The organism is Bradyrhizobium sp. sGM-13, assembly GCF_018398875.1.
GTDB lineage: Bacteria > Pseudomonadota > Alphaproteobacteria > Rhizobiales > Xanthobacteraceae > Bradyrhizobium.
Genome location: NZ_JAGWDK010000055.1, coordinates 1 through 22283 on the forward strand (window position 1 = coordinate 1; position 22283 = coordinate 22283).

The window sequence follows — 22283 nt, forward strand, 5'->3', positions numbered from 1 at the left end:
ACCAAGGAGGTGCTGATCGGCGATCTCGAGGATCTGGAAGAGCTTGCTAGGACGAAGAATTGCGATCTGCTGATTACGCATTCGCATGGCCGCCAAGCGGCGGCGCGGCTGAAGATTCCGTTTTATCGCGCGGGATTTCCGATGTTCGATCGGATCGGCGCGGGACACCAGCTATCCGTCGGCTATCGCGGCACGCGCGATGTGATCTTCAATATCGCCAATCTCGTGATCGCCGACCGAGAGGAAAATCATCAGCCGACGCCCGATAGCTGGCGGACCTCGAGACGGCCCTTAAAGCCCGGCCGCCGTAGCTTCATCGACGCAACAGAGGGGTCGATTGCATGAAGGTCGCATTCGCTACCCAAGACTTGAGGCGCGTCGATGCGCACTTTGGCTGGGCCAAGTACATCGCGATCTATGATGTTGGGCCGGGCGGGCACGTATTTCTGAAGGCGGTTCAGTTCTACGGCGATCTCAAGGAAGACGGCAACGAGGACAAGCTCGCGCCCAAGATCGAGGCAATCAAGGATTGCGCCATTCTCTATGTCGCTGCCATCGGCGGCTCCGGTGCCGCGCGGGTAGTGGCGAACAATATACATCCCATCAAGGTGAACAAGCCCGAGAACATTCTGGCGCTGGTCGAGAAGCTTCAGCACGTGCTGAAGGGTACGCCGCCACCCTGGCTGCGCAAGGCGCTGGCAAAGGACCAGGAGCGCACGCTCGATTTCGAAGAATGAGGACGACATGACTGAAGCCGCGGATATCGTGCAAACCGATCGCGCGCTCGATGCGCCATTCGTGAGGGAACTGATCAAGATCTGGCGCGCCCAGGACGTCCATGGCGCCTGGGACGGCAAGAGCGATCTCGATCTGCTCGAACCCTATATTCTGGACAAGGAGAAACGGCGCGCGCTGCCGATCGTCGGCGATCCCGATCCGGATACGGTCTGGCGGCTGGAGCTGTTCTTCAATGCGGTCGCGCTCTCGATCGAGAAGACGACCGGTGTGATGATCCAGCCGATGCTGAAGATGCACCACGAAGGCTTTGGCCGCATGGTGCTGATCGGCGGCCGGCTGATCGTGGTGAACAAGCAGCTGCGCGATGTGCATCGCTTCGGCTTCGACAATCTCGCAAAGCTCGCCGCCGAGGGTGACAAATACGTCGAAGGCGGCATCGAGATGACCCGGAAATTTCCCGACGTGGCCAACTATTGAGAGCAGCTCATGAGCGACCTTGAAATGCTGAAAGCGGAAATAAGAAAGCTGTCGGTCAAGGCGACGAAGGCCAAGATGGATCTGCATGATTTGTCGGAGGAACTTCCCATCAACTGGACCTCGATCATGGCGGTGGCGCAGAAGGCGCACGATGCCTTTGCCGAACTCGAGCGCAAGCGCGAGGATCTCAAGGCGCTGGAAAAGGCCTAAAAAGGGTATCCGATCATGTCATTTGCAACGCGCAACGGCCGCGACTGGACGCCGAACTACCTGATCTCAATTGATCCCAAGAAGTGCATCGGTTGTGGCCGCTGTTTCAAGGTCTGCGGTCGCGACGTCATGACGTTGAAGGGGATCAATGAGGAGGGCGATCTTGTCGATCTCGACGATGACGAAGACGGTGAGATCGAAAAGAAGATTATGGTGATGAATGACCGGGGCGCTTGTATCGGCTGCGGCGCCTGCGCCCGGGTTTGTCCGACCAACTGCCAGACCCAACAGCCCGCCGCAACGGAAGCCGCTTGACAGCGCCTCTGTCCGCCTTTCCCGCAAGCAAGCGGGAGTTGGACGGCGAAGCCTCGCTGAAGGGACTCTCCGTGTGCTGCGCTCGGGGATAGAGCCCCTCGGCGCCGATCCATTCCCGCCAGCTTGCGGGTGCCGAGCCGACCGCAGTGTAGAATCATGCCCTCGTCGCCCGCAGGTATCGAAATTCTAATCTGCGAAAATGCCGGCTCGGATGGCTCAAAATGTCTGCGCCATATGGAATCAGATATCGCCAATCCTCAATAACTTCATTCCGCTGTGGCGAACGAGCCGTTCCGTCGCTGCGTGCGCTAAAGTCAATCCGCTCGACACCTTCGCCATGCCCAGACCTTAAGTGTCCATGAATCTCAGACTCAATGATGAGAACCCAGTGTTCATTTGGCCCTGGATAGCCGCCAACCTCAGAAACTAATCCAGCTTAGCGTTTGCCAGGAACCACGAGAGCTTAAATCTTGTCTCACCAAGATCCGTTTTGCTCCTAAAGGTCCTGCCGGTTTGTTCGGCCTCACCCACGCTCATTCCCACCCCCAGTGGCTCTTCGGCCCGTGCCGTAGGTTCCACCACACCATTCCGACCGAGACGGTAGCGGATCCAGCAACTTCGAATTCTATCGCACTTGACTCGGCTTTGGCGGCTCGGGCGGAGGTTGATCTTTTGGCACGAATACTTGGCAGGAAACAGCAATGCTACCGCCTCGTACCGCATTCAGGGTAATGGTTGTGTCAGTGCTCGAATCTCGTCTGATAAAAGATGCTTTGGTCCCGATCAATACTCTCGCGCCGTGAGCGATTCTTTCTAAGGTGCTGCCGCGATGAACCGTGAATTCGGTTATCACTGGGAGGACGACTTCGTAGCTGTGATAGCTTACGGTGACGCCAGAGATAGGCCTGCAGCGCCATCCGCAGCCGTCGAGAGCCGCAAGGATCGTTGTAGGCCAATCTCGCGGGCCGCCGTGTCATTGCAGCGACCGCGGCTCTTTTCCACGCGAGCACGGGGAAATCCGAAGGTGAGAGGTCACCATACCGAAAATTTGCGAGGAGGTTGCGAGGTTGCTCCTCCGAGCGCGGCGCGACCTGTCTCAAACGCTCACCGTAGCCCGACAGTCGCACCTTCCGTGACAATGGCCGCCACGTCGCGCGCACGCGCCCCCTCTCGACAACAGCTTGTGCAACGCGCGGTCGTGCGCCATGGCGGATCTCAATGAAGCCTTCCGCCGCGAGTTGCTCATAGGCGATCGTCACCGTACCGCGAGACACGCCGAGTTTCCCGGCGAGGGCGCGGGACGACGGCAGCAGCCCATCGGCGCCGTACACGCGCCCCAGGATCTGATCCCTCGCTTCGTAGATCTGACGCGCTCCCATTCGCGGCGTGCGGTGCCTAGGGGGCGTCTTCATCTGGGCCATCAAAAGTTCGCATAACTACGCTTGCTTGATAAGCCACTCTCTAGCTATTCGGGTTGAATGCCAAGCTGTTCTGAGGAGTTAGCGGCGCAGGCAACCCAGGGCGCTATTCCGGGCGTTGCCGCAGAATCCAATCCAGCAGGTCTTCGTTTCGGCGACCACTTCGTGCGTGCTGGTCAACGGCGGCCGGTGCGGACGCAAGCGCCATACGGCGCAAATGCAGTTCGCCCCGGTCGCAAACCGTAATCTTTCTGTTAGTGCACTTTCAATGAACTCAGACGCTGCATAGCCGCGGTTTTCACCGAATTATGGATTGCCTCGGGAAAGCCCTCTGGCAGCTCGCTTTCAATTTTGCCGAGCGCAGCTTCAGCGGTAAGGGCGACACGTTCGATTGATTCCTGAACAAGCTTTTTCGGTACGCCCGCCGCTTCGCCTGTCTGCAAGAAATGCCGGCCGTCTACTTCGGCAATCCTGTAGTGATTGTTTGTCCCTACCGACATTGCGAGCTTCATCTGCTTGCGCTGAATTTGACCGGTGTCCAGGCTCGGCTGTGCCGTGAGCACGTCGTAAAGCGGTGTCAGATGGTAGCGGCCGCCAGGCGTGATGAAGATGCTGAAATTCTTCGCATGGCCATCGGTCGCGCCAATCAGCCAAAAGAAGATTTGCGCTCTGAGCAGCATCGCCTGATCATCAGCGGGCGTGTCGCTGCCTTTGAGCAGGTCAAGAAGCTTCACCATGCCAGGACCGCCATCGCTCTGGTATTTGCGCGTCGGCGGGACCGACAGGGCCTGACAGCAGTCCTCCTGCGGCAGGCGGAGCAGGCGGCCATCCTTCGTCCACCGCCGGTCGAAGCGCTCGATGACGAGCGCCGTGGTCTTACCGAAAGTCGCAATCTCGGCATGGTTCACCGGCAGGCCGGAGGCGGCGGCAAGTCTCAGACAGTAGTATTCATTCTCGACGCTGTTCGAAAGGTCGATGCCGTTGGGCAGCTCCCCGATCTGCGTCTTGAAAATATGGGTCGTCGGCGTGGTGCCGTGCGGCTTGAGCCACTTGCCGCCGTGCCGCAGCAGCGCCGTTTTCTCCTGCGCTCCTGCCACGGAAATCCGGAAATGATCGTCGCGCGTAAGCCCGAGCGGAGTCTGGGCAAGCCCGTTGAGGAGCTTTTCTATCGCTTCGTCATCGACGGCATCGCCGGCGATGGTGCGACCATCACCATGGTGATCATCATCATGATGATCAGCATCGTCGGCGACGAATTGCAGGGCGCCGACGCAGTCCCTGCCGATGGCAGCGAGCAGGCTGTAGGCGTCGGTCCCGGCAGCGCCGACCCTTTGCGCTACCCGGCGACGGAGCGCGTCGGAGTCGGGTAGCAGATTGTCGAAGACGGCCGTGATGGCTTCGCCGCGGAAGGCATCCTCCCGCAGCGGCAGCGAGAGCGAGACGGGCAGGGCATGTTCCCATCCGAGCCAGTCAGCCTCATACCGGAATTCAATAGCGCCAGTCGCCGCCTTGCTCATCAGGCCGACGAGGCGGTTGTTGAGGAGCACGCGCAGCGGCTCATGGCGGCGACGCCGGGGCATCAGAAAATGTCCTCAAGGTCGGCGGCTGTGCCTTTGGTGCGCGGGACGATCCGGAACTCAAGGTCTAGGGCCGCGAGTACCGCAAGGATGGTTTCAAGCTTGGCTGCCGGATTGCCAGTTTCGATGAGCGAGATTGTCTCCTGCCGCAGGCCCGCCCGCGCGCCGACCTGCGACTGGCTGAGCCCCCGCTTCTTACGAGTGCGGCGGATCAGGTTGCCGATCTGGTTCGGTGTGCGGGCAAGGCCGGTCATTTCTTACTCCGACCTAGTATGTGCTAAATCCGATAAAAGCGCAATATAGCAAATGGCGCATAAATGGACATTATGCGTTGAACTGCATAAAACACGTTTATCGGAATTAAGGCTATGACTTCCCTTACAGCGATCGCGTTAGCCACTTTACGCCGGAATGGAAGCGGCAATCAGGGAGCACCTTGAGCGCCTTGCTAGAGGCGAGAGGGTGCCGATGATTGCTATCGGATGTTTTACCGAGATTCAGTTCGCTGCGATCAATGAGGGGCGAGCTGCAATGGAATTACATCTCTTGGAGCAAAACGAGATTCTATTCATGGGTAGGCATTTGTATGCCAGCCGCTCTAAAGATGGCTACCAAATAGATGACATCGTTAAGCAGATCATGAGTGCGCTTTGCGACGACGCGATAGCTCACTTGGGCTGCCGGACGTGATCTCGGCGGGCCGCCGCCGGATCCGTAAAGCCGACCCTCGCTTTCGCATCCGAGAAAGGCGACAAGGCGCTCGGCTCGGCCCGACAACTCTACTCGCGTCTGGTCGATTGGGGCGGGCTCGAGGAAGAGGAATACGGCCTGCGGGTCACCGTCGACATGGCGATGCTGGTGATCCAGCGACAGGCGAGCCTGAACAAGGACCTCTCCCAAAGATTCGGCGGCCTGATCGTCCAGATTCGTCTGAACCTCGAGGCGATGGAGAAGCTCACGCCCGAGGTGACCGATCGCAAGCAGCGCGAAGCCGCGCTCGCGGTGCGTGGGGCGCGCAACCAGGCCGACCAGTTCACCAAGAGCCTTCGGGCGATCCTCGCCGACCTCAAGCGGATCAGGCGGACGGTCATGGAGTCGAAGACGCTCGGCACCCGCCTGGAGGCCTTCTTCGAGGAGTTCGTCGATCAGCTCCCGCTGAAGGATTTCGAGTCCATCCTGACGGTGAACCATCCCTACCGTTTCCGCGACGCCATCGTCGACCTGGCGCTCAGGATCTCCTACACGCCGGACACCCTTGTTTTGAAGCTCTAAAAATTAAAGTTATGCCTGCAGCACAATGGTTTCTTGAATTTCGTGCCAACTGATCTTTCGGAATTTGTATGGAATTTTTGCGGACGGTTAACCGTTTCTTAACGGGACAGTTCGGCCGATAGGCCGCCAAGCCAATAGGAAGCACGCCAGTGCGTCGGCCGCCGCCGGGCGTTTCACGAGACGGGCGCGGCTGGCCCGCCTTGGCGTCGGCCGTCAGCGCTGCCGCCGTGCATGGAACGGATTTCGCCCGAAAATATTGAACCTAGGGTCAAGAAAACTTGACCTATTGTCAACCAATTTGACGGCCATATATCCAGATATGTTGCTGAAGTGCCACATTTTGCCTGTTAGATGCCCACTGGCATTCTGGGTAAGCTGGACGAATAACTTGACATTAGATCAACTGAAGCCCATGGAACGCGCGATCAACAACAGCTATGGCATTCGCCGATGGCATTTGAGAACGAGGCCGGTCGCCTGCGTAGAATCGCGCGGCGAGGGACGATCTTCTTCACGAACCACGCTGAGATTGAGCGCAAGAAAGATGGCATCGAAAAACTCGATGTCATCAACGTGCTTGGGCGATGTACGGTATCATTGGTGGAGGTGAACAAAGAAAACGGAGAAGAAGAATGGAGGGCAGAAGGGACTGATAACGACGGGAGGAAAATAACGGCTGTAGTCGTGGCTTACGAGGATGTCGCAGAGGTGAAGATCGTCACGACTTGGGCGAACAAGAAATGAGTGAAAGGGCTGTCAGATGCGTTGCAAATGCAAGAATGGATTGATGGAGAGAAGTGTGAAGCCAGAGCACGTTGAAGACTTGGGCGGTTTGGTCGTCAAGGTCTTGAATGCTGTTGTCGTGCAGCGCTGCTCTGCTTGCGGCGACGAAATGATTGGCATACCGGACGTCCAGGGATTGACCCGCGCTGCTGCAATGGCGCGCGCCCAGAGTCCTGAGCGTTTGACTGGTAAAGAAGTGAGGTTTATCCGGCGCGCGCTGGACATGAAGCAAACCGATTTTGCGGCAGCAATGGACCTGTCCGCAGAACATGTGTCCCGTTGGGAGAATGACCATAATGGGGTTGGCGGCGCTAGCGAAAAGCTTGTGCGCCACAACGTCTGTGCGTTGCTGAGTGATGGCGCGTGCGAGTACGACCCTAAAGCCATTGCGAGTATGGTTTTTGTGCCGTTTCCCGAAGGGGGAATTGCACCGATTGAAATGGTCCGCGTGCGGACCACGCACCGTACAAATGAAGAAGACGACACGATGTGGAGTGAGGCCGCTTAATTGCGGCCTCTCTCCATAAGCGTAAACTTGCGCCGCAAGAGGCAGTTAACTTCGGTAAGCGCCCCATCCCAAGCGACTGTCGCGGCGTGCTGCTGCGGCTAGGCGACGCGGCACGCGCTCTATCGACCTCGAAGCCCGGCAACCATGCCGGGCTTTTTGCTGTATAGTCGCGTTTGACGGGGAATTCGCGGAATGACTTTCGACCCAATAGAAGCAATCAGCTCGTTGGCGGAATTGGCGGCATACTGTCAACGGCATTCCTGATCTATGACCGGCTTTACAAATCGCAGCCGACGATTTTCTTTCAGCCTCACGACGCGACGGCGTGCTTCGTCATCAAGAACACCATGACGGAAACTCTGTTCATCGACGCAATCGACGTGTCACCACGCAAATTAAGCTTCGCATTTGGCGACGACCTTCATTCAACCATCGAAGCCGTCGTCGGCGCAGCATATGACAGCGGCCCCGACCGGAATTCCCTTATCATCGGCCCGCTTTCCGAACGCTATTGCCGGCTCGTCAAACTGACCGGCTTCGATGAATTGCCGCCAGAGACTTCACGATTCGATGCGCGTGGCGAAACACCCGACGGCCTTCCTACATGAAACAAACGGTTAAGGTTTCCACGACAGCGGGCGACCTCACCCGACTTCACAACGACGCAAAGAGGGATTGATGCGATGGCGGATGCTTCAGGTCGGCTTCCATCATGCCGCGCCTTTCAGTCGACATCGACCTCACGTACCTGCCGGTCAAGCCGCGCGAAGAATCTTTAACAGAGATCGACGCGGTGAGACGCAAGTTGTGGAGGGGCGATCTTTACGCAGGTAAGTTGTTGCAGCGCTCGATCGTCAGCATCCGCGCGATTTATTCGGTGTCCGCGACCTGCTGGGAAATAAGGTATCAGCGATGATCTGCGCACTGCCTTCATTGTCTACATGCTCAGCCATAATCTCCCAATGGCATGAAGTGCTAGGCGGAGCGAAAAGGATATCAGCCAGGAATTTGTGCGCTGCTTCGAAGGTATGACTGCCAAGTCCGTTTCGCGAGATGAGCCGCTGGCCGTACGCAAAACGCTGTCGCGGAGATTATCGGCAACATGCCAGACAGGCATCGGAAATTCCTGATTTCATTGAGCGCGGCGATGCTGAATGAGATTTGCTCGGGGCGTTCCCGGTGCCCGCGATTTGCCGGCCGTCAAATGGCGAATGCAGAACCTTGACAGCCTGCCAGCTGAAAAGAGCGCCGCGCTGGATCTTGAGAAGGTCCTGAGCGAATAACAGAAACCACGCGCGCGGCCAGATGGCTCTGGATCTGCTGCGATCCGATTGCTGAACAGCCAAGCGGTGCCTGATCCCACCAAGCTCGTTGGTCCGATGATCGAGCGGCTTCTCGTTTGCGACGGCGCGCGCCGGACTCCCAAGAAGGTGAGGCGATCCGGTACTTTGCGCGATTTTTGCAAGGCTGATCGCAGGATGATCAATTGATGGTTCTCTTGTCATGAACGAGCGGCGGACGCAGCCGAATATCGCCTATGCAATCTGCGGCTTCAACGATATTCCAAGCCAGCGCGCCATGGGCTTCCACCTCATGATCGTCGACGAAGACGGCAGCCACAGGCCGTGGCCCATTGTCGTGGTGCGCTGGGGCAAGCGGGTGTTTGCCTATCTTAACAAATGCCCGCACAATGGCGTCAATCTGGACTGGGAATGCAACCAGTTTTTCGATCCACGCGGCATCCGGCTGATGTGCGGCAAGCACGGCTCGACCTTCGAGCTCGGCACCGGCCGCTGTGTGGACGGCCGGTGCAAGGGCAGCAGTCTCACGCCGGTCGCGTTGACGGTGCTGGACGGCGATATCTGCGTTACCGGCGTGCGGCTTGTCGAGGAGGATTCCTCTGGCTAAAGCTAAAGCCGGCGCTCAGACCGGCCGGTTCTCGTTACGGTTTCTCACAGGTTCCATCCTCTTCAGCCCGTCTTCGTAAGAGATCTCATCATAGGACGCATCGAGATCCTCAGTTGCGTCGAGCAGGTAGTCGAGCTTGCCGGGCGCGTCGAGCTTCTTGATGTCATTCTTGTCGACCCCGGCCAGGTACATCATTTCCTTCCAAACGGTGGATTCATCGCACGGCAGCACGTTGAAGGTGATACCACCGAGCTTGATTCGGTATTTCGCCAACAGGTCTATGTTGTTGCAAAACATGAAGTAGCTGCCATCAGGGCTTAGCGCGCCGTCAAGAACGTTTGCGACATCAGCAAGATAAGCGAAGCAGTGCAGATAGCCGGCCAGCACCGGAATGCTCCTTTCGCCTTCCTGCACGACCGTCAGTACCTGCTCGATCGAATAGTGGGGCGGCCGCTTCTCGTCCGCGACCTGGGCCTGGAATTTTAGGGCGATATCGCCGCGAAAGCCGAACCGGCCCTGCTTGGTGGTCCCGCCTTTGAATATGGCATTGAGCAGGCGCCCCTCCTTCTCGAACCGGCCTAGCGCGGTGTTCTCGATTGCAGTCATGAAAAATCATCCCTCGATCCAAGACAATCGCCGGACACTCCGGCGGCGGGAGACGCAATGCAAATTGTTTGCCGCCGCGTTCGTAACGCTCATCGGCGAAATCCATAAAGAAGACACGCAAAGCCGCCGCAATCCCTCGAAGACCTTTGTCAGCAACCCTACACGCGTCGCAAAGCCAACAGGCGCGATTTCGAAAAGGTGAGCAATGTCAAGCTCGGGCGCGCTGGCATGCGACTTGCCAATTCCCATGCAAACGACCCAGGCAAAAAGGATAGCCATGATCAATCTGACGGATAGCGCAGTGAATGCGGTCAAGAGCACGATTTCAGCATCGGCGCAGCCGGCAAGCGGCCTGCGCATCATGGTCGAGGCCAGTGGCTGCGCCGGGTTCAAATACCGGTTGAGCCTGGCCGACGAGGCTAAGCCTGACGACACCGTGATCGAGCGCGACGGTGTCAAGGTGTTCGTAGACAACAAGAGCCATGACCACCTCGCCGGCACGACCATCGATTTCGTGGTGGCGCTCGAGGGCTCGGGCTTCACCTTCGACAACCCGAACGCCAAATCGAGCTGCTCTTGCGGCAAATCCTTCAGCTGATGACAAGAGAAATCGAAGCATGCCGGTCGAACCGGAACAACTGAAGCAACCGCCGAGCATTGAGACCGGTCGGGAGCAACTACGGCGCGAACCAGCCGAATCTGCAACGCGACGGCGGCGACTGTCAGCTGGTCGGGATCGAGGGGAGCAAGATCATGGTCAAGCTGACTGGTGCCTGCGTATTCTGCAAGCTTTCAAGCGCGACGCTAGAAGGCATTCAGGCGCGGCTGGTCGAAAGGCTCGGCGACTTCGTTCGCCTGATCCCGGTCGCCGGCGCCGCCAATGCGCGGCATTGAAGGAGGCGTTTGTGCCGATCTATCTCGACAACAATGCGACCACGCGGACAGATCCGTGTGTCTTGCAAGCCATGTTGCCGTTCCTCACGGAGCAGTTCGGCAATGCCTCGTCCACCCATACCTTCGGCAGCGAGATCGCGGGCGCGGTGGGGGAGGCGCGCCGCAGCCTGCAGGGTTTGCTGGGGGCCGCCCACGATCATGAGATCGTCTTCACCTCCGGCGGGACCGAGTCCAACAACGCCGCCATCCTTTCCGCGCTTACGACCCAGGAAGGGCGCGACGAGATCGTCACCACCTCCGTCGAGCATTCCGCCATCCTCACGCTGGTCGAGCAATTGGCGACAAGGGGCATCAAGACGCACGTGATCCCGGTGGATTCGCGCGGACGGCTCGACGTCGAGGCCTTTCGCTGGGCGCTTGGACCACGCACGGCGATTGCGTCGGTTATGTGGGCCAACAACGAGACCGGCACGATTTTCCCGGTGGAGTTTCTGGCCGGGTTAGCGCGTGCGGCAGGCGCGCTGTTTCACACTGATGCCGTGCAGGCCATAGGCAGGGTGCCCATCGACCTGAAGGACAATGCTATCGACATGCTATCGCTGTCCGCGCACAAGCTGCACGGCCCCAAGGGGACCGGCGCGCTCTTTTTACGCCAAGGCACAAATTTCAGACCGCTGATCTGGGGCGGGGCACAGGAACGAAGGCGCCGCGGCGGAACCGAGAACATCCCCGGCATCGTCGGTCTTGGAAAAGCTGCAGAGCTTGCGGCGGAGCGGCTCGAGCCGGATCGCGTTCGCATTGGTGGGTTGCGCGATCGCCTGGAGCAGGCGATTTTGCACAACGGCCACTGCATGGCGCTCGGCGATGTCAGCAACCGGCTGCCGAACACGGCCAACATTGCCTTCGAGGATCTCGAAGGCGAAGCAATCGTCCACCATCTCAATCGCGCGGGCATTGCTGCTTCGCTGGGATCAGCTTGCAGCTCGTGCTCAATGGACCCGTCGCACGTGCTGCGCGCCATGAACGTGCCGGCGAGGAGCCTGCGCGGCGCGGTGCGCTTTTCCTTATCGCATGAAACCACCGTCGAAGAAGTCGATCAGGTCGTCCGCGTACTGTCCGGCATCGTGGCTCACCTGCGCGCCATGTCACGAGAGCATCCCAATCCCACCAGCAATTCGCCCCGATACACGAGTTGATCTCATGAAAGTCATGATTCGCCGCTCTCCGGAGGCGGGCCTGTCGATTTACGTGCCGAAAAAAGATCTCGAGGAGCCGATCGTTGAATCGGAGCACGAGACGCTGTGGGGCGGCTGGATCAGAATAGCCAATGGCTGGGTGCTCGATCTGCCCGAAATGGCGAGCGATACGCCGCTGCCGATCACGGTCAATGCCCGAAAGCGCGGCGAGGGCGGCGACGACCGATGAAGGTGACCCCGCAAATCGACTTTGTCAACGCGGCCGATGCGGAGGCGATTCTCACTGACGTAGCGGCTAGGCTGCGTGCCGGCAGCATTGTTCCCTATCTCGGACCTGGTCTCACCGCGTTGTCCAAACCGGATGCGCCGATGACGCCGGAGGCCTTGGCTGGCTTCTTCGCTACCAAGGTCGCGCTGCCGCGCCGGGCCAACGGCAATGTCTGGGCGTCGGCGCAGCACATCGAAAGCAACAAGCATCGCTCCACCGTGACGGCATTGGTGGCGCAGGCCTTTGCTGCGCCGGTCGAGCCGACACCACTGCATCATCATCTCGCCGCGCTGTCCCTGCCTGTCATGGTCGATGCCTGGTATGACGGCGCGATGCGTGCGGCGCTTGGCAAGCACGAGGGGTGGGGCGAGGTGCAGGGCATTTGCCGCGCCGGCATCGGCGAGGACCGCTGGTATCGCTTCTATGATGCAGAGGGCAGAGAGGTCGATCGCGCTGTGGCGCAGAGCTGGACCACGGTCCTCTACAAGCCGCACGGCGGCGTGCTGCCTGCCAGGAACTTCCTGATCTCTGACGCCGACTATGTCGAGGTGCTGACCGAGATCGACATTCAGACGCCGATCCCCGATGTGGTGAAAGAGCGGCGCAATGGCAGAAGATTTCTCTTCATCGGTTGCCGCTTCAACGATCAGCTACTGCGAACCTATGCGCGGCAGCTCACCAAGCGCTCGGCCGGTGTTCATTACGCCATCGTGGAACCGGATGTGCTGTCCAGGAATGAGCTGCGCTTTCTGGTCGAACAGAGCCTGACGCCGCTTGCGATCCCGCTCCCGCGCGCGATCGAGATCCTGCTCGCTGCCTGACAGACCTTGTATATGGGTCGATGTTGCTCGCGTGCCGGCGCACGCGAGTTGTCTTGCGTTTCGCGCCGGCGAATGACTGCGCTCATCTCCATGTCAGGATCAAGACGCCTGTCACACTTCGAACATTTCTAATGTCGTGCAGAAGGCTTCGCTTCCACGGCCAACCGCGGCAGGCGGCTCACTTTCTGACTTAGATCAAAATTGCTCGCCATTCCGGCCATGGCACGCGAGTTGCAAATCTTCTTTTCAGTTTCCGCCTCCAGGGAGAATGAACGGATGGACGTATCAGCGCTGGACGAAGCAAGCTTGGCAGGGAGCGCCGTCGACATCGGCGAGACCATGCAGGCGATCGCCGAGCACAAGGGCTGCGGCACGTCCGGCGGCACCGGCAACGCGAGCTGCGGCTCGCAAGCCGGCCAGGGTGATCTGCCGACCGAGATCTGGGAGAAGGTCAAGAACCATCCCTGCTACAGCGAAGAAGCGCATCATCACTACGCCCGCATGCATGTTGCGGTCGCGCCCGCCTGCAACATCCAATGCAATTACTGCAATCGCAAATATGATTGCGCCAATGAATCGCGTCCGGGCGTGGTGAGCGAAAAACTAACGCCGGAGCAGGCGGCGAAAAAGGTGCTGGCGGTTGCCTCCACCATCCCACAGATGACCGTGCTCGGCATCGCGGGGCCCGGTGATCCCCTGGCCAATCCGGAAAAGACGTTCAAGACCTTCGAGCTGGTGGCCAAGGCCGCTCCCGACATCAAGCTGTGCCTGTCGACCAACGGCCTCATGCTGCCCGACCATGTCGATACGATCGCCCGCTTCAAGATCGACCATGTCACCATCACCATCAACATGGTCCAGCCCGAAATCGGCGCCAAAATCTATCCGTGGATCTTCTACAACCACAAGCGCTACACCGGCCTCGAAGCCGCAAAGATCCTCAACGACCGCCAGCTGCAAGGCCTCGAGATGCTGACCGAGCGGGGCATCCTCTGCAAGATCAATTCGGTGATGATCCCGGGCATCAACGACCAGCATCTGGTCGAGGTCAACAAGGCGGTCAAATCGCGCGGCGCGTTCCTACACAACATCATGCCGCTAATCGCCGCGCCCGAGCACGGCACTGTACTCGGTCTCAACGGCCAGCGGGCTCCGACCGCGCAGGAATTGAAGGCACTGCAGGATCTCTGCGAAGGCGAGACGAACATGATGCGGCACTGCCGGCAGTGCCGCGCCGACGCTGTCGGCCTCCTCGGCGAGGACCGCAGCGCGGAGTTCACTACCGAGAAGATTATGGCCATGGACGTCAAATATGACCTGAAGATGCGCAAGGCCTATCAGGCCAAGGTCGAGGAGGAGCGCGTCGCCAAGGTTGCTGCCGAGCAGGAAGAGCTCGCCGAGCTCGGCAACGAAATGAGCGGCGTCAAGCTCTTGGTTGCGGTGGCGACGAAGGGCTCGGGCCTGATCAACGAGCATTTTGGGCATGCCAAGGAGTTCCAAGTGTACGAACTCTCCACTACGGGTGCCAAATTCGTCGGCCATCGCCGCGTCGATCACTATTGCCGGGGCGGTTATGGCGAGGAGGAGAGCCTTGCCACCATCATCCGCGCCATCAACGACTGCCATGCGGCCTTCGTGGCCAAGATCGGCGGCTGTCCGAAGAGCAATCTGTTGAAGGCAGGGATCGAGCCGGTCGACCAATACGCCCATGAGTTCATCGAAAAATCAGCGATCGCCTGGTTCAAGTCCTATCTTGTGAAGGTGCAAAGCGGCGAGATCCAGCATGTTGAGCGGGGCGAGGCGGCGATCCGCCAGGGCGCGCTGATTTCGGCGGCGTAAGGGAGATATTCATGCCGTTCAAGATCATTGCCTCACAATGCTCCGGCTGCTCGGCTTGCGAGCTCGAATGTCCGAATGTCGCAATCTCGGAGAAAGGCGGGACGTTCGTCATCGACCCGAAGAAATGCACCGAGTGCATCGGCCATTTCGACGAGCCGCAATGCGTCGCGGTGTGCCCGGTTGATAACACCTGCGTCGTCGACACCTCATTGCCGCGCTACCAGGCGCGGGCGTAGGGGGCGAGCCCATGACCATCACGCTCACGCCCGCCGCTGAAAAACTCACGAGTTACGTGCTGCGCGCCGATGGCACCGTTGGCGCCGGTTTCCGGCTCGCCGTCACGGCAGATGGTTGCTCGGGGTTGTCCGCCCGCCGATATAGGTGTTGCGCCGGCAGCTCGGCCCGGTCAGCAAGGCGTAGAGCGCAGCGGCCTAAAGTTGCTTCTCAATGCCGAGAGCCAGCTAATGCTTGGCTTTGTCACCATCGATTTGACCGACACCTCTGCGCAGACCGGGCTGATCTTTCCAGAAGCAGGTATGCTGCTCCAGCAACACCGCAAAGGCTGCCCATTAGAAGAGGAAAGCTGCCAATGAACCTCGATGGGGCAGGCAATCCGCTGTCCGAGAGCGAGGGGGCGCTGATCGCGCACACGCTACTCGGCGAAGAGCTGCCGCGCGAAGCCGAGGATCATCTGTGGGAGGCCGGGCTCTCCTATCACCTGGACGAGATCGCGGAAAGACACCTGCACGAAGCGCAGGCGCTGGCGCCGGGCCACGCCGCCGTCCTGATCGGGCTCTACCGCTTCTATTTCTACAAAGGTCGCTTGGCCGAGGCGTTGGAGGTCGCAAAGCTCTGTATGTGTAAGGCAGCACGTGAAAACAGTCTCGCAGACGATTGGCGGCGGGTCAGCGCGGGCGACGCTGCTTTCGATCGCTACGAGAACATCCTGCCGCGCTTCTATTTATTTTCCCTGAAAGCCTACGCCTACCTGCAGATGCGGCTCGGCGATCTGGATGAAGGGCACGCCGCCGCCAACAAGCTTGTGGAGCTCGACCCGACCGACAAGATCGGCGCCAAGGTGCTCCTGGACGTGCTGGAGCGGATGGGGCAGGACGATGACGGATGACATCGATAAGGCCCGCGACTGGCTGGGCAACGAGGTCGACTGCGGCACCTGCACGCATCTCGGGCTCAGGGCCAGCGGCGGCTGCCGCTTGATGCACGCCTGCGTCAACGACCGCTACGCCCGCTGCATCGACCGCTTCTTCAACTGGAATCCGGTGCTGGCCGACGCTTACGTCACACATCCGCATTTCGAGGTGCGCGCAATCGCGGCCAACCACGCCAATGTGTTCCTGCTGCCGATGCTGCTCGACGATGCTGAGGAAACCGTGCGCTGGAACGCGGCGCGCCGCCTGCCCAAGCGCTTTGTGCTGCGGCTGCGCAGCGACCCGCATCGGGAGGTGAGGATGCGGGTTGCGACCTTGCTGGACGGCGAGGAGCTGGCGCCGATGATGTCGGACCAGGACTATTACGTCCGCCTGGTGGTGGCGAGCCGGATCGCGCCGGCGCTGCTTGGGCGTCTCATGAGCGATGACGAGCCCGAGGTGCGCCGCGTGGTCGCGCTCCGCATTCCCCATGACTGGCTGCTCGGCATGGTCACTGATCCCGATGGCACCGTGCGGCTCGAGACCGCACGGCGGCTGTCTCCGGATTCGCTCAGCCTGCTGCGCCGCGATCCGGATTGGCGCGTCCGCTATGAGGTGGCAAGCCGCATTACGGCGGCCGAGCTGGCGGAGTTGACCGAGGACGGGGACTCGATGGTGCAGGAAGCCGCCCGCGCGCGCGTGGCCATCCGGCCCGAACTTCCGAGGGAGAGTGGGACATGAGCAACATCGTTCGCGACAGCGAGGTGGTCGAGCTGACCGGGCCGCCTTTCTTCAGCTTTGGCGAAAAGGTGCGGGCCAACCGCACTATCCGCAATGACGGAACCTATGCCGGCAAGGAAGTCGGCGAGATCCTCGCCAAAAAGGGGGAGGTGGGTTACGTCGTTTCAATCGGCACTTTCCTGCAGCAGTTCTACATCTATGGCGTCGAATTTCTCGAAGGCGGCAACCGCGTCGGCATGAAGCGCAAGGAGCTCGTGCCGGCGGTGGCGCGCGAGGAGTTTGAGGACCTGCCGTTGCCGGAAGAGGCCGCGTCATGATCGACCAGAGGCTGCCGAAGTACCAATGGGGCCAGCGCGTCAAGGCGGCGATCGACCTCATTAACGACGGCTCCTTTCCGGATGCACCGGCCGATGGACTATTGATGGGCGCCGGAGGGATCGGCGAGATCGTGCAGGTCGGCAGGCATACCGAAGCGAACGTGCCAATCTATCTCGTCGAGTTCGGCCAGCGGCTGGTCGTCGGCTGTCTTGAAGAAGAAATTGCAGTGCTTTGAGGGTGCTGGTTCGCGATGAATGCTGCGGTGATGAGAAAACTAGCGATCGGAATGATCCCTCACCCGAACGAGCTCGATCGCAAGCGGATCGAGCGCGCCTTGGGCTCGCGCAAGCGCTATCGCTTTGTGTCGCCGAATGTGAAGCCGGTGAGGGGTGGCTATCTGATCGAGAGTCCCTGCTGCTCTCGCAATATCGACAAGGACGGCGGCCTGATCGATGTCGCGCTGATCCACTATGACATGGTGAGCGGGATGTGGAAGCTGTTTCGCATGAACCACGCGCAGGGGATCTGGGAGTTTTACAGCATTTACCTCCGGCTGACCTCAGCGATCGAGGATTTGAACACGGATCCAGAGCGGCGGTTCTGGCAATGAAGCTGATTTGGGACTAGTTATATGGGAGCCGCGATGGCGCTTGGCACAGACCAACTGATCGAAATAGAACGGGTGCTTGCGGCGGCGGAGGCCGATGCAAGCCCATTCCTCGAGCTGCGGCGCCGTTTTCCGCGCCTCGCCTTCACGCGCTGTGATGCGTCTGACGTGACGGAGCGGCCGTTCCGAAGCTTTCCGCGTTTCGACCTGCATCTGATCGGTGGCTGCGATCGCTGCGTGCAGATCACGGCCGATCCGGCACGCGCGATTGGTATCCTGCTGGCGGCAAGGAGTACTGGGCGGTGACCGGCATTGCACTCGCAGAGGATCACGACGGCACCGAAGCGATCGAGGCCGTATGCTTCATTCCGCTGTCCGATCCCGATATCACCTCCGCCGAGCTCTCTGCCGTGGAAGCGCTGCTATGTTCGCCGCGAATCTCCAATGGGCCGATCACTGACGCCTTCGAGAAAGCCTTTGCCGCCTATCTTGGCCGCAAATATGCCGTTGCCGTCCCCAGCGGCACGATCGGGCTTCTGCTTGCGCTAAAAGCGCTAGGCATCGGGCCCGGGCAGGAGGTGATCGCCTCGCCTTATTCGTTTCGCGAGACGGTGCATGCTATCAGTCTCGTGGGCGCGAGGGCCGTATTTGCCGACGTCGACTATTGGTCGGGAGCCTTGGCTCCGGCGAAGGTCGAAGAGCGTGTCACGGCCAACACGCGGGCGATTATTGGTGGCAACCCCAATGGCCATCCGGCGCCATGGTCGGAGCTGCGCGCGATCGCGCAGCGCCATCAGCTGCAGCTCCTGGAGGATTCGACCGAAGCGATCGGATCGCGATACAAGGGCGAACTCGTCGGCCGCTTTGGCGATATCGCCGTGTTCGACTTCGCTCAGCCACTGGCCCTGACCTGCGGCGAAGGCGGCATGGTGGTGACCGACGACATCGACTTGGCCGGCGGCTTGCGTCGCCATCGCGCACATCGGCTGGATGAGCGCTCCTCCGTTGTCGTCAGCAGCGCAGCGCCCCACCAGGCCGGCATGAGCGATCTCACAGCCACGCTGGGCCTTGCGCAGCTAAGGCGCCTCGACGAAATCCTGGAGCGACGCCGGCTCGCCGAACAGCTCTACAATGCGCATATGCAATCCTTCGAAGGTATCAAGCCGCCCTATGTGGCTCCCGAAGCGACCGAGGTGAACTGGTTCCTCTATCTCGTCCATCTCGGGACGCGCTTCACGCGCTCCAGCCGCGATGCCATCGTCGATGACCTGCGCATCGAGCAGGTCGAGGCCGCCTCCTATTGCCACCCGTTGCATTTGCAGCGGCATTATTTCGAACGCGGCTATCGGCATGGCGATTTCCTGGTCACGGAAAAGATCGCCGATCGAGCCTTGGCACTGCCGTTTCACACCCACCTCACCGATGACCAGATCGAGTTCATCGTGGAGACGATGAAGGATGCGTCAATCAACATCGGCGCTGGCGCTGCAATTTATTAGAGCCGAGGAATCATCAATGGGACGCAAAAGGAGGGCTTGAATGTCGACAGCCACGGCCTCACCATGGGGCAAGATGATCGAGGTCATTCAGGCCACATCACTCTTGGCGGTGCTGCAGAACCCGGAGATGGGCAATGCCAAACAAATGCAAGTGCAGACCAAACGCGGATCCTCCGACATTTCGTCCGGCAAGGCCGCAAGGAACTCTCGAGGGTGGCGCGCAAAGAGAATGAGAAGCTCAATACGATCGGAGGAGGCGCCTCCAAGTTGCGGCTCGCCTGCGAAGTCAAGTTGCTCCGAACCGGTAGCATGATCATCGAGCTCTTCGGCTTCGGCTCGGGTTTCTTCAAGCTTGGGCGGGAAGGCACATGGATTTCGCAACACGTCATTGTTCCCTGAACGAGACAGTGGTGGAGCTTGACGAGCGCCCTCACGCCGCACCAATGGTTAGATTTTTTCAGCGGCCGTCGATGCCCTCCCAGGAGCTGGCCGGTGGAATTGGCGTGCTTCGGCTGACCCGTGCCGCCGTCGATGCCTTGGCAGGAAAACGCAACGACCGCATGAGAAGGAGCACCGCGACATGGGCAGCCAAGAGATCGAGGTGTTCGCCGTCTGTCGCGCCGATGCAATCGAGCGGGGCGGCGCGAAGGGTTTTAGCCTGTCGCGGATCGACGAGAGCGGCGAGAGCCGGCCGTTTCCGATTGTCGTGGTGCGGACCTTCGGAAACGACTACCACGGCTATGTTAACCGCTGCCCGCATGACGGCGCCTGGCTCAACATCGGCTCCGGAGAGTTTTTCTCGTCGGACCGCGGCTTTATCAGATGCGGCCGGCACGGTGCGACCTTCGAGATCGATAGCGGGTTTTGCATCGATGGCCCCTGCAGCGGAAAAGCCCTTGTGCCGGTCGCGCTCGCCATGGTCGATGGCGACGTCTGCCTGTGTGGCGTGAAGCTGGTGGAGGACAACGGGTTTCCCGATCCGTTCGAGGACGGCGAGGAAACCATGGACATCATGGTCCATCCGGATTAACAGGGATGATCTCATGACCGTAGCTCAGGAGTCTTTCGGTAAAGCGCCGTCGTTCTCATGAACATTGGCGCAGGCCCGCGCCTTCGCTGCTTTCGAACTCGTGAGAGATCAAGGGCCGGGCACGGCGGCCGAAGTCATCCAGTAGCCCGGCATGTATGAATGGTACGGGGACAGTCGAACAGCAAGACGCGCAGCCATTTCGGTGTTCGAGCCGCATTGGCGGCTTTGTGAGGACCGATCGGCCGGTCGACAGCTCTTGGCACGCATGGATGAATTGCCTGAAGCGGAGATCATTCGCGCCGTGCATCCGGCTGATGTCGGGGGCACCAAGGAGGTGTTCAAGTGCTATCTCGCCGAGCCAAAAATCTATACTTCCGAGAAGGGCCATGCCAGCGGCCGCGCCAGAGCCATCTAAGTTTTCTCATCGGCGGCGCCGAGCTCGACCCGCTGGCTCGCCTACATGTGCGGCGTATTGCAGGAGACGATTGCTAACGAAACCGCGCGTGCCGAACTCGACCTTGCGCTGTCAACGCTCGACGGCGCAACCAGGCCGGTATGATGAAAGACCGCGGCGCATCCTAAAGAGAAGGTGGCAGCGCTCCCCTAGCACTACTTTGGCACTTTAGGCTTGGCAATATCTGCAAGGAACATGTCGCAGTGAGGACATTGTCGGGGTGGAGGTCGTGCGAAGAGGTCGAGGATGGCTTGCCTGATGGCCGGCATGCTTGGTTGTGGTGGCGGTCCTGAGATTCTTTTTTTTCCGTCCCGCTGCTTTGAGGCGGCGGGATTGGAGGAAGGCGTAGGCGATCATCGTCATCAACGCGTGTCGATGTAATCCCGTCGAGGATCTACCTTCGAAGTGGTCGAGCCCAAGCTCCTCCTTGAGCTGCTGGTGAGCCTGTTCACAGACCCACCTGGCCTTGATCGTGGCAGCGAGCGTCTTGATGGTGGCATCGGCCGGCAGGTTCGACACATAGTATTTTTTGCTCCCCGGTCGACCGCCGCTCGCCGACGAGCCAGACCTCGTCACCAGGCATGCACTGCATACGGCTATTGAGCATCCGGTGCTTATGGCCATCCGCAACGCGGACACGGCGGGCAGTGAAGCGACATGTCAGCCGACCTTTGGTGCCCCGCCGCCAACTGACCCTTTGCCAATTGCCTTCGGCCAATAACGCTTCAGCAGAGACTGGTGGCTGATCAGGGATGTGGTATTTGCGGGGCTTGCCGGTCCTCGCGATGGGGAAGATCAGGGCAATGTCGGCGGGATAGACGTTCTGGCGCCGCGACAGACCCACCGCCCACAGCAGACCGCGCTCGCTCAAAGCCTGACGGAAAGGCCCGCTGGAGCCGTACCCTGAATCGGCAAGCACACAGCCGAAACGCACACCGGAGGCGATGACGCAGTCGATCTCCGCCAAGGCGATCTCTGGCTTGGTCCGCGCTGCGCGGTGCTCGACTGGAACGCCCGCACGCTTCAAACGCACCAGATTACTCGTCCAACTCTCGGGAACGAAGAGACGTAATGCCACCATGACCGGCACTTCACTCCGCGCAAGCGTCAGCGACACTAATGTTTGGCAATTGGCCGTCTTGCCGAGAGACGAGGCATATTGTGGAGCGACACCAACCGAACGATCGCCCTTCTTCGGCATCGCCGTGTCGTCGATGACCAGCACCGCATCCTTGCCGCCGACCAGGCGATCGGCCTGAATCAGCAATTCCGCCTCCAATGGCGCTGCATCCCAAACGCCATCAGCAATGAAATGGTGCAACTGATCATACTTGCCCGGTGCCAGCCGCGCCGCCATCGGCTGGACGCTCTTGCGATCACCCGGTCCAATCAATCCCGAGATATAAAGCGGACACATCCGCCGCCGCGCCTTGTGACCTAAACGATCCAGGAATGGCTTGAGCCAGCGTCCAAGCTCGTCTTCCCACTTCGACTTCGTGCCCACCATGGTCGGCCCTCCAAAGCCGACCATCCATGAATCATTGAAAATCTGATTCGGGACTCCAGTTTCGCCAATCAATCGCCAAATTCGGCCAAAGTAGTGCTAGCCCGGATATCTCACACACCCGGGGTTTGTAAGCCCGGGACTTGGTGCCG

General features: G+C 59.9%; 32 protein-coding genes and 3 pseudogenes. 30 read left to right on the forward strand and 5 right to left on the reverse strand.

All coding sequences use genetic code 11. From position 1 onward, the window contains the following. From KJQ96_RS35400 to fdxB, 5 genes are all read left to right on the forward strand, one after another. The coding region (locus KJQ96_RS35400; protein WP_305830899.1) for a nitrogenase component 1 at positions 1–345 on the forward strand (345 nt) is incomplete at its 5' end. Next, complete coding sequence (gene nifX / locus KJQ96_RS35405; RefSeq protein WP_108523372.1) at positions 342–737, forward strand: nitrogen fixation protein NifX; 396 nt, start codon at positions 342–344, stop codon at positions 735–737. The genes KJQ96_RS35400 and nifX, both read left to right, overlap by 4 nt. 7 nt (positions 738–744) lie before the next feature. Next, complete coding sequence (locus tag KJQ96_RS35410) at positions 745–1215, forward strand: NifX-associated nitrogen fixation protein (protein WP_057846605.1); 471 nt, start codon at positions 745–747, stop codon at positions 1213–1215. A gap of 9 nt (positions 1216–1224) precedes the next feature. Further along, positions 1225–1425 carry a CCE_0567 family metalloprotein gene (locus KJQ96_RS35415; RefSeq protein ID WP_057846604.1) on the forward strand — a complete coding sequence of 67 codons (201 nt, stop codon included), beginning with the start codon at positions 1225–1227 and terminating at the stop codon, positions 1423–1425. Between the two features lie 15 nt (positions 1426–1440). Beyond that, positions 1441–1740, forward strand: coding sequence for a ferredoxin III, nif-specific (gene fdxB, locus KJQ96_RS35420; protein ID WP_213290815.1), 300 nt, complete (start codon positions 1441–1443; stop codon positions 1738–1740). A gap of 878 nt (positions 1741–2618) precedes the next feature. Here the strand turns inward: fdxB and KJQ96_RS41565 are convergent. From KJQ96_RS41565 to KJQ96_RS35435, 3 genes and pseudogenes are all read right to left on the reverse strand, one after another. Next, positions 2619–3161: pseudogene (locus tag KJQ96_RS41565) on the reverse strand (GntR family transcriptional regulator); the annotation flags it as partial. Between the two features lie 251 nt (positions 3162–3412). Beyond that, the gene (locus KJQ96_RS35430) at positions 3413–4738 is read right to left on the reverse strand and encodes a type II toxin-antitoxin system HipA family toxin (protein WP_213290817.1); all 1326 of its coding nucleotides are present in this window, start codon (positions 4736–4738) and stop codon (positions 3413–3415) included. Continuing rightward, positions 4738–4989, reverse strand: coding sequence for a helix-turn-helix domain-containing protein (locus KJQ96_RS35435; RefSeq protein WP_057852073.1), 252 nt, complete (start codon positions 4987–4989; stop codon positions 4738–4740). Before KJQ96_RS35435 ends, KJQ96_RS35430 begins: the two co-directional genes overlap by 1 nt. Positions 4990–5203: 214 nt before the next feature. Here KJQ96_RS35435 and KJQ96_RS35440 point away from each other — a divergent pair, with 214 nt between their 5' ends. The 7 genes from KJQ96_RS35440 (at position 5204) to KJQ96_RS35470 (ending at position 9206) form a co-directional block, all read left to right on the forward strand. After that, positions 5204–5425: a hypothetical protein gene (locus KJQ96_RS35440; protein ID WP_213290821.1), complete on the forward strand. Its 222-nt coding sequence runs from the start codon at positions 5204–5206 to the stop codon at positions 5423–5425. Positions 5426–5524: 99 nt separating this feature from the next. Continuing rightward, entirely contained in the window at positions 5525–6007 is a 483-nt protein-coding gene (locus tag KJQ96_RS35445) for a Wadjet anti-phage system protein JetA family protein (RefSeq protein ID WP_249734926.1), read from the forward strand. A gap of 450 nt (positions 6008–6457) precedes the next feature. Further along, the gene (locus tag KJQ96_RS35450; protein ID WP_057852075.1) at positions 6458–6751 is read left to right on the forward strand and encodes a DUF4258 domain-containing protein; all 294 of its coding nucleotides are present in this window, start codon (positions 6458–6460) and stop codon (positions 6749–6751) included. Positions 6752–6767: 16 nt separating this feature from the next. Then, positions 6768–7298 carry a type II TA system antitoxin MqsA family protein gene (locus KJQ96_RS35455; RefSeq protein ID WP_108523044.1) on the forward strand — a complete coding sequence of 177 codons (531 nt, stop codon included), beginning with the start codon at positions 6768–6770 and terminating at the stop codon, positions 7296–7298. A gap of 347 nt (positions 7299–7645) precedes the next feature. After that, entirely contained in the window at positions 7646–7906 is a 261-nt protein-coding gene (locus KJQ96_RS35460) for a hypothetical protein (RefSeq protein ID WP_057852077.1), read from the forward strand. A 104-nt stretch (positions 7907–8010) separates the two neighbouring features. Beyond that, the gene (locus KJQ96_RS35465; protein ID WP_057852078.1) at positions 8011–8214 is read left to right on the forward strand and encodes a hypothetical protein; all 204 of its coding nucleotides are present in this window, start codon (positions 8011–8013) and stop codon (positions 8212–8214) included. 587 nt (positions 8215–8801) lie between these two features. Then, positions 8802–9206 (forward strand): Rieske 2Fe-2S domain-containing protein, encoded by a 405-nt coding sequence (locus KJQ96_RS35470; protein ID WP_108523045.1) that lies wholly within the window; start codon positions 8802–8804, stop codon positions 9204–9206. A gap of 15 nt (positions 9207–9221) precedes the next feature. On the opposite strand, the gene KJQ96_RS35475 is transcribed toward KJQ96_RS35470, so the two are convergent. Next, entirely contained in the window at positions 9222–9812 is a 591-nt protein-coding gene (locus KJQ96_RS35475) for a hypothetical protein (protein ID WP_108523046.1), read from the reverse strand. Between the two features lie 277 nt (positions 9813–10089). On the opposite strand from KJQ96_RS35475, the gene KJQ96_RS35480 reads away from it, so the two are divergent. From KJQ96_RS35480 to KJQ96_RS35565, 18 genes and pseudogenes are all read left to right on the forward strand, one after another. Beyond that, a complete protein-coding gene (locus KJQ96_RS35480; RefSeq protein WP_057852082.1) occupies positions 10090–10410 on the forward strand; it encodes an iron-sulfur cluster assembly accessory protein in 321 nt (106 codons plus the stop codon). A gap of 92 nt (positions 10411–10502) precedes the next feature. Next, positions 10503–10706: pseudogene (locus KJQ96_RS35485) on the forward strand (NifU family protein); the annotation flags it as partial. Positions 10707–10717: 11 nt separating this feature from the next. Further along, positions 10718–11902, forward strand: coding sequence for a cysteine desulfurase NifS (gene nifS, locus KJQ96_RS35490; protein WP_213290818.1), 1185 nt, complete (start codon positions 10718–10720; stop codon positions 11900–11902). Between the two features lie 4 nt (positions 11903–11906). Further along, complete coding sequence (nifT, locus tag KJQ96_RS35495; protein WP_057847894.1) at positions 11907–12131, forward strand: putative nitrogen fixation protein NifT; 225 nt, start codon at positions 11907–11909, stop codon at positions 12129–12131. Further along, positions 12128–12991 carry an SIR2 family protein gene (locus KJQ96_RS35500; protein WP_057852083.1) on the forward strand — a complete coding sequence of 288 codons (864 nt, stop codon included), beginning with the start codon at positions 12128–12130 and terminating at the stop codon, positions 12989–12991. The genes nifT and KJQ96_RS35500 overlap by 4 nt, the downstream gene beginning before the upstream one ends. A 339-nt stretch (positions 12992–13330) precedes the next feature. Then, on the forward strand, positions 13331–14830 hold the full coding sequence (gene nifB, locus KJQ96_RS35505; protein ID WP_245310781.1) for a nitrogenase cofactor biosynthesis protein NifB: 1500 nt from the start codon (positions 13331–13333) through the stop codon (positions 14828–14830). Between the two features lie 11 nt (positions 14831–14841). Beyond that, entirely contained in the window at positions 14842–15066 is a 225-nt protein-coding gene (locus tag KJQ96_RS35510) for a 4Fe-4S binding protein (protein WP_057847892.1), read from the forward strand. A gap of 228 nt (positions 15067–15294) precedes the next feature. Beyond that, positions 15295–15423: a hypothetical protein gene (locus KJQ96_RS41570; RefSeq protein WP_256441724.1), complete on the forward strand. Its 129-nt coding sequence runs from the start codon at positions 15295–15297 to the stop codon at positions 15421–15423. Then, complete coding sequence (locus KJQ96_RS35520) at positions 15420–15956, forward strand: hypothetical protein (protein ID WP_213256981.1); 537 nt, start codon at positions 15420–15422, stop codon at positions 15954–15956. The genes KJQ96_RS41570 and KJQ96_RS35520 overlap by 4 nt, the downstream gene beginning before the upstream one ends. Next, entirely contained in the window at positions 15946–16719 is a 774-nt protein-coding gene (locus KJQ96_RS35525) for a 4Fe4S-binding leucine-rich repeat protein (protein WP_213256979.1), read from the forward strand. The genes KJQ96_RS35520 and KJQ96_RS35525 overlap by 11 nt, the downstream gene beginning before the upstream one ends. Next, positions 16716–17036 carry a nitrogen fixation protein NifZ gene (locus tag KJQ96_RS35530; RefSeq protein WP_213256977.1) on the forward strand — a complete coding sequence of 107 codons (321 nt, stop codon included), beginning with the start codon at positions 16716–16718 and terminating at the stop codon, positions 17034–17036. Before KJQ96_RS35525 ends, KJQ96_RS35530 begins: the two co-directional genes overlap by 4 nt. Further along, positions 17033–17272 carry a nitrogen fixation protein NifZ gene (locus KJQ96_RS35535; protein ID WP_108523054.1) on the forward strand — a complete coding sequence of 80 codons (240 nt, stop codon included), beginning with the start codon at positions 17033–17035 and terminating at the stop codon, positions 17270–17272. The genes KJQ96_RS35530 and KJQ96_RS35535 overlap by 4 nt, the downstream gene beginning before the upstream one ends. A gap of 15 nt (positions 17273–17287) precedes the next feature. Then, positions 17288–17647, forward strand: a complete 360-nt coding sequence (locus KJQ96_RS35540; RefSeq protein ID WP_213256975.1) for a DUF3024 domain-containing protein — start codon at positions 17288–17290, stop codon at positions 17645–17647. A gap of 33 nt (positions 17648–17680) precedes the next feature. After that, complete coding sequence (locus KJQ96_RS35545; RefSeq protein WP_108523059.1) at positions 17681–17950, forward strand: DUF6129 family protein; 270 nt, start codon at positions 17681–17683, stop codon at positions 17948–17950. Positions 17951–17955: 5 nt separating this feature from the next. Then, positions 17956–19143 (forward strand): DegT/DnrJ/EryC1/StrS family aminotransferase, encoded by a 1188-nt coding sequence (locus tag KJQ96_RS35550; RefSeq protein ID WP_309142522.1) that lies wholly within the window; start codon positions 17956–17958, stop codon positions 19141–19143. Positions 19144–19179: 36 nt separating this feature from the next. After that, complete coding sequence (locus KJQ96_RS35555) at positions 19180–19542, forward strand: hypothetical protein (RefSeq protein WP_145963782.1); 363 nt, start codon at positions 19180–19182, stop codon at positions 19540–19542. A 181-nt stretch (positions 19543–19723) separates the two neighbouring features. Beyond that, the gene (locus tag KJQ96_RS35560; RefSeq protein WP_213290819.1) at positions 19724–20173 is read left to right on the forward strand and encodes a Rieske 2Fe-2S domain-containing protein; all 450 of its coding nucleotides are present in this window, start codon (positions 19724–19726) and stop codon (positions 20171–20173) included. Positions 20174–20429: 256 nt separating this feature from the next. Continuing rightward, a complete protein-coding gene (locus KJQ96_RS35565) occupies positions 20430–20588 on the forward strand; it encodes a hypothetical protein (RefSeq protein WP_210205921.1) in 159 nt (52 codons plus the stop codon). A 207-nt stretch (positions 20589–20795) separates the two neighbouring features. Here the strand turns inward: KJQ96_RS35565 and KJQ96_RS35570 are convergent. Further along, a pseudogene (locus tag KJQ96_RS35570) lies at positions 20796–22134 on the reverse strand (IS701 family transposase). Between the last annotated feature and the right edge of the window lie 149 nt (positions 22135–22283).

What these genes read in the sequence shown, in the direction of transcription:
- nifX (WP_108523372.1), top strand. Translation starts at nt 342, where the DNA reads ATGAAGGTCGCATTCGCTACCCAAGACTTGAGGCGCGTCGATGCGCAC.
- KJQ96_RS35410 (WP_057846605.1), top strand. Translation starts at nt 745, where the DNA reads ATGACTGAAGCCGCGGATATCGTGCAAACCGATCGCGCGCTCGATGCG.
- KJQ96_RS35415 (WP_057846604.1), top strand. Translation starts at nt 1,225, where the DNA reads ATGAGCGACCTTGAAATGCTGAAAGCGGAAATAAGAAAGCTGTCGGTC.
- fdxB (WP_213290815.1), top strand. Translation starts at nt 1,441, where the DNA reads ATGTCATTTGCAACGCGCAACGGCCGCGACTGGACGCCGAACTACCTG.
- KJQ96_RS35430 (WP_213290817.1), bottom strand. Translation starts at nt 4,738, where the DNA reads ATGCCCCGGCGTCGCCGCCATGAGCCGCTGCGCGTGCTCCTCAACAAC.
- KJQ96_RS35435 (WP_057852073.1), bottom strand. Translation starts at nt 4,989, where the DNA reads ATGACCGGCCTTGCCCGCACACCGAACCAGATCGGCAACCTGATCCGC.
- KJQ96_RS35440 (WP_213290821.1), top strand. Translation starts at nt 5,204, where the DNA reads ATGATTGCTATCGGATGTTTTACCGAGATTCAGTTCGCTGCGATCAAT.
- KJQ96_RS35450 (WP_057852075.1), top strand. Translation starts at nt 6,458, where the DNA reads ATGGCATTTGAGAACGAGGCCGGTCGCCTGCGTAGAATCGCGCGGCGA.
- KJQ96_RS35455 (WP_108523044.1), top strand. Translation starts at nt 6,768, where the DNA reads ATGCGTTGCAAATGCAAGAATGGATTGATGGAGAGAAGTGTGAAGCCA.
- KJQ96_RS35460 (WP_057852077.1), top strand. Translation starts at nt 7,646, where the DNA reads ATGACGGAAACTCTGTTCATCGACGCAATCGACGTGTCACCACGCAAA.
- KJQ96_RS35465 (WP_057852078.1), top strand. Translation starts at nt 8,011, where the DNA reads ATGCCGCGCCTTTCAGTCGACATCGACCTCACGTACCTGCCGGTCAAG.
- KJQ96_RS35470 (WP_108523045.1), top strand. Translation starts at nt 8,802, where the DNA reads ATGAACGAGCGGCGGACGCAGCCGAATATCGCCTATGCAATCTGCGGC.
- KJQ96_RS35475 (WP_108523046.1), bottom strand. Translation starts at nt 9,812, where the DNA reads ATGACTGCAATCGAGAACACCGCGCTAGGCCGGTTCGAGAAGGAGGGG.
- KJQ96_RS35480 (WP_057852082.1), top strand. Translation starts at nt 10,090, where the DNA reads ATGATCAATCTGACGGATAGCGCAGTGAATGCGGTCAAGAGCACGATT.
- nifT (WP_057847894.1), top strand. Translation starts at nt 11,907, where the DNA reads ATGAAAGTCATGATTCGCCGCTCTCCGGAGGCGGGCCTGTCGATTTAC.
- KJQ96_RS35500 (WP_057852083.1), top strand. Translation starts at nt 12,128, where the DNA reads ATGAAGGTGACCCCGCAAATCGACTTTGTCAACGCGGCCGATGCGGAG.
- nifB (WP_245310781.1), top strand. Translation starts at nt 13,331, where the DNA reads ATGCAGGCGATCGCCGAGCACAAGGGCTGCGGCACGTCCGGCGGCACC.
- KJQ96_RS35510 (WP_057847892.1), top strand. Translation starts at nt 14,842, where the DNA reads ATGCCGTTCAAGATCATTGCCTCACAATGCTCCGGCTGCTCGGCTTGC.
- KJQ96_RS41570 (WP_256441724.1), top strand. Translation starts at nt 15,295, where the DNA reads ATGCTTGGCTTTGTCACCATCGATTTGACCGACACCTCTGCGCAGACC.
- KJQ96_RS35520 (WP_213256981.1), top strand. Translation starts at nt 15,420, where the DNA reads ATGAACCTCGATGGGGCAGGCAATCCGCTGTCCGAGAGCGAGGGGGCG.
- KJQ96_RS35525 (WP_213256979.1), top strand. Translation starts at nt 15,946, where the DNA reads ATGACGGATGACATCGATAAGGCCCGCGACTGGCTGGGCAACGAGGTC.
- KJQ96_RS35530 (WP_213256977.1), top strand. Translation starts at nt 16,716, where the DNA reads ATGAGCAACATCGTTCGCGACAGCGAGGTGGTCGAGCTGACCGGGCCG.
- KJQ96_RS35535 (WP_108523054.1), top strand. Translation starts at nt 17,033, where the DNA reads ATGATCGACCAGAGGCTGCCGAAGTACCAATGGGGCCAGCGCGTCAAG.
- KJQ96_RS35540 (WP_213256975.1), top strand. Translation starts at nt 17,288, where the DNA reads ATGAATGCTGCGGTGATGAGAAAACTAGCGATCGGAATGATCCCTCAC.
- KJQ96_RS35545 (WP_108523059.1), top strand. Translation starts at nt 17,681, where the DNA reads ATGGCGCTTGGCACAGACCAACTGATCGAAATAGAACGGGTGCTTGCG.
- KJQ96_RS35560 (WP_213290819.1), top strand. Translation starts at nt 19,724, where the DNA reads ATGGGCAGCCAAGAGATCGAGGTGTTCGCCGTCTGTCGCGCCGATGCA.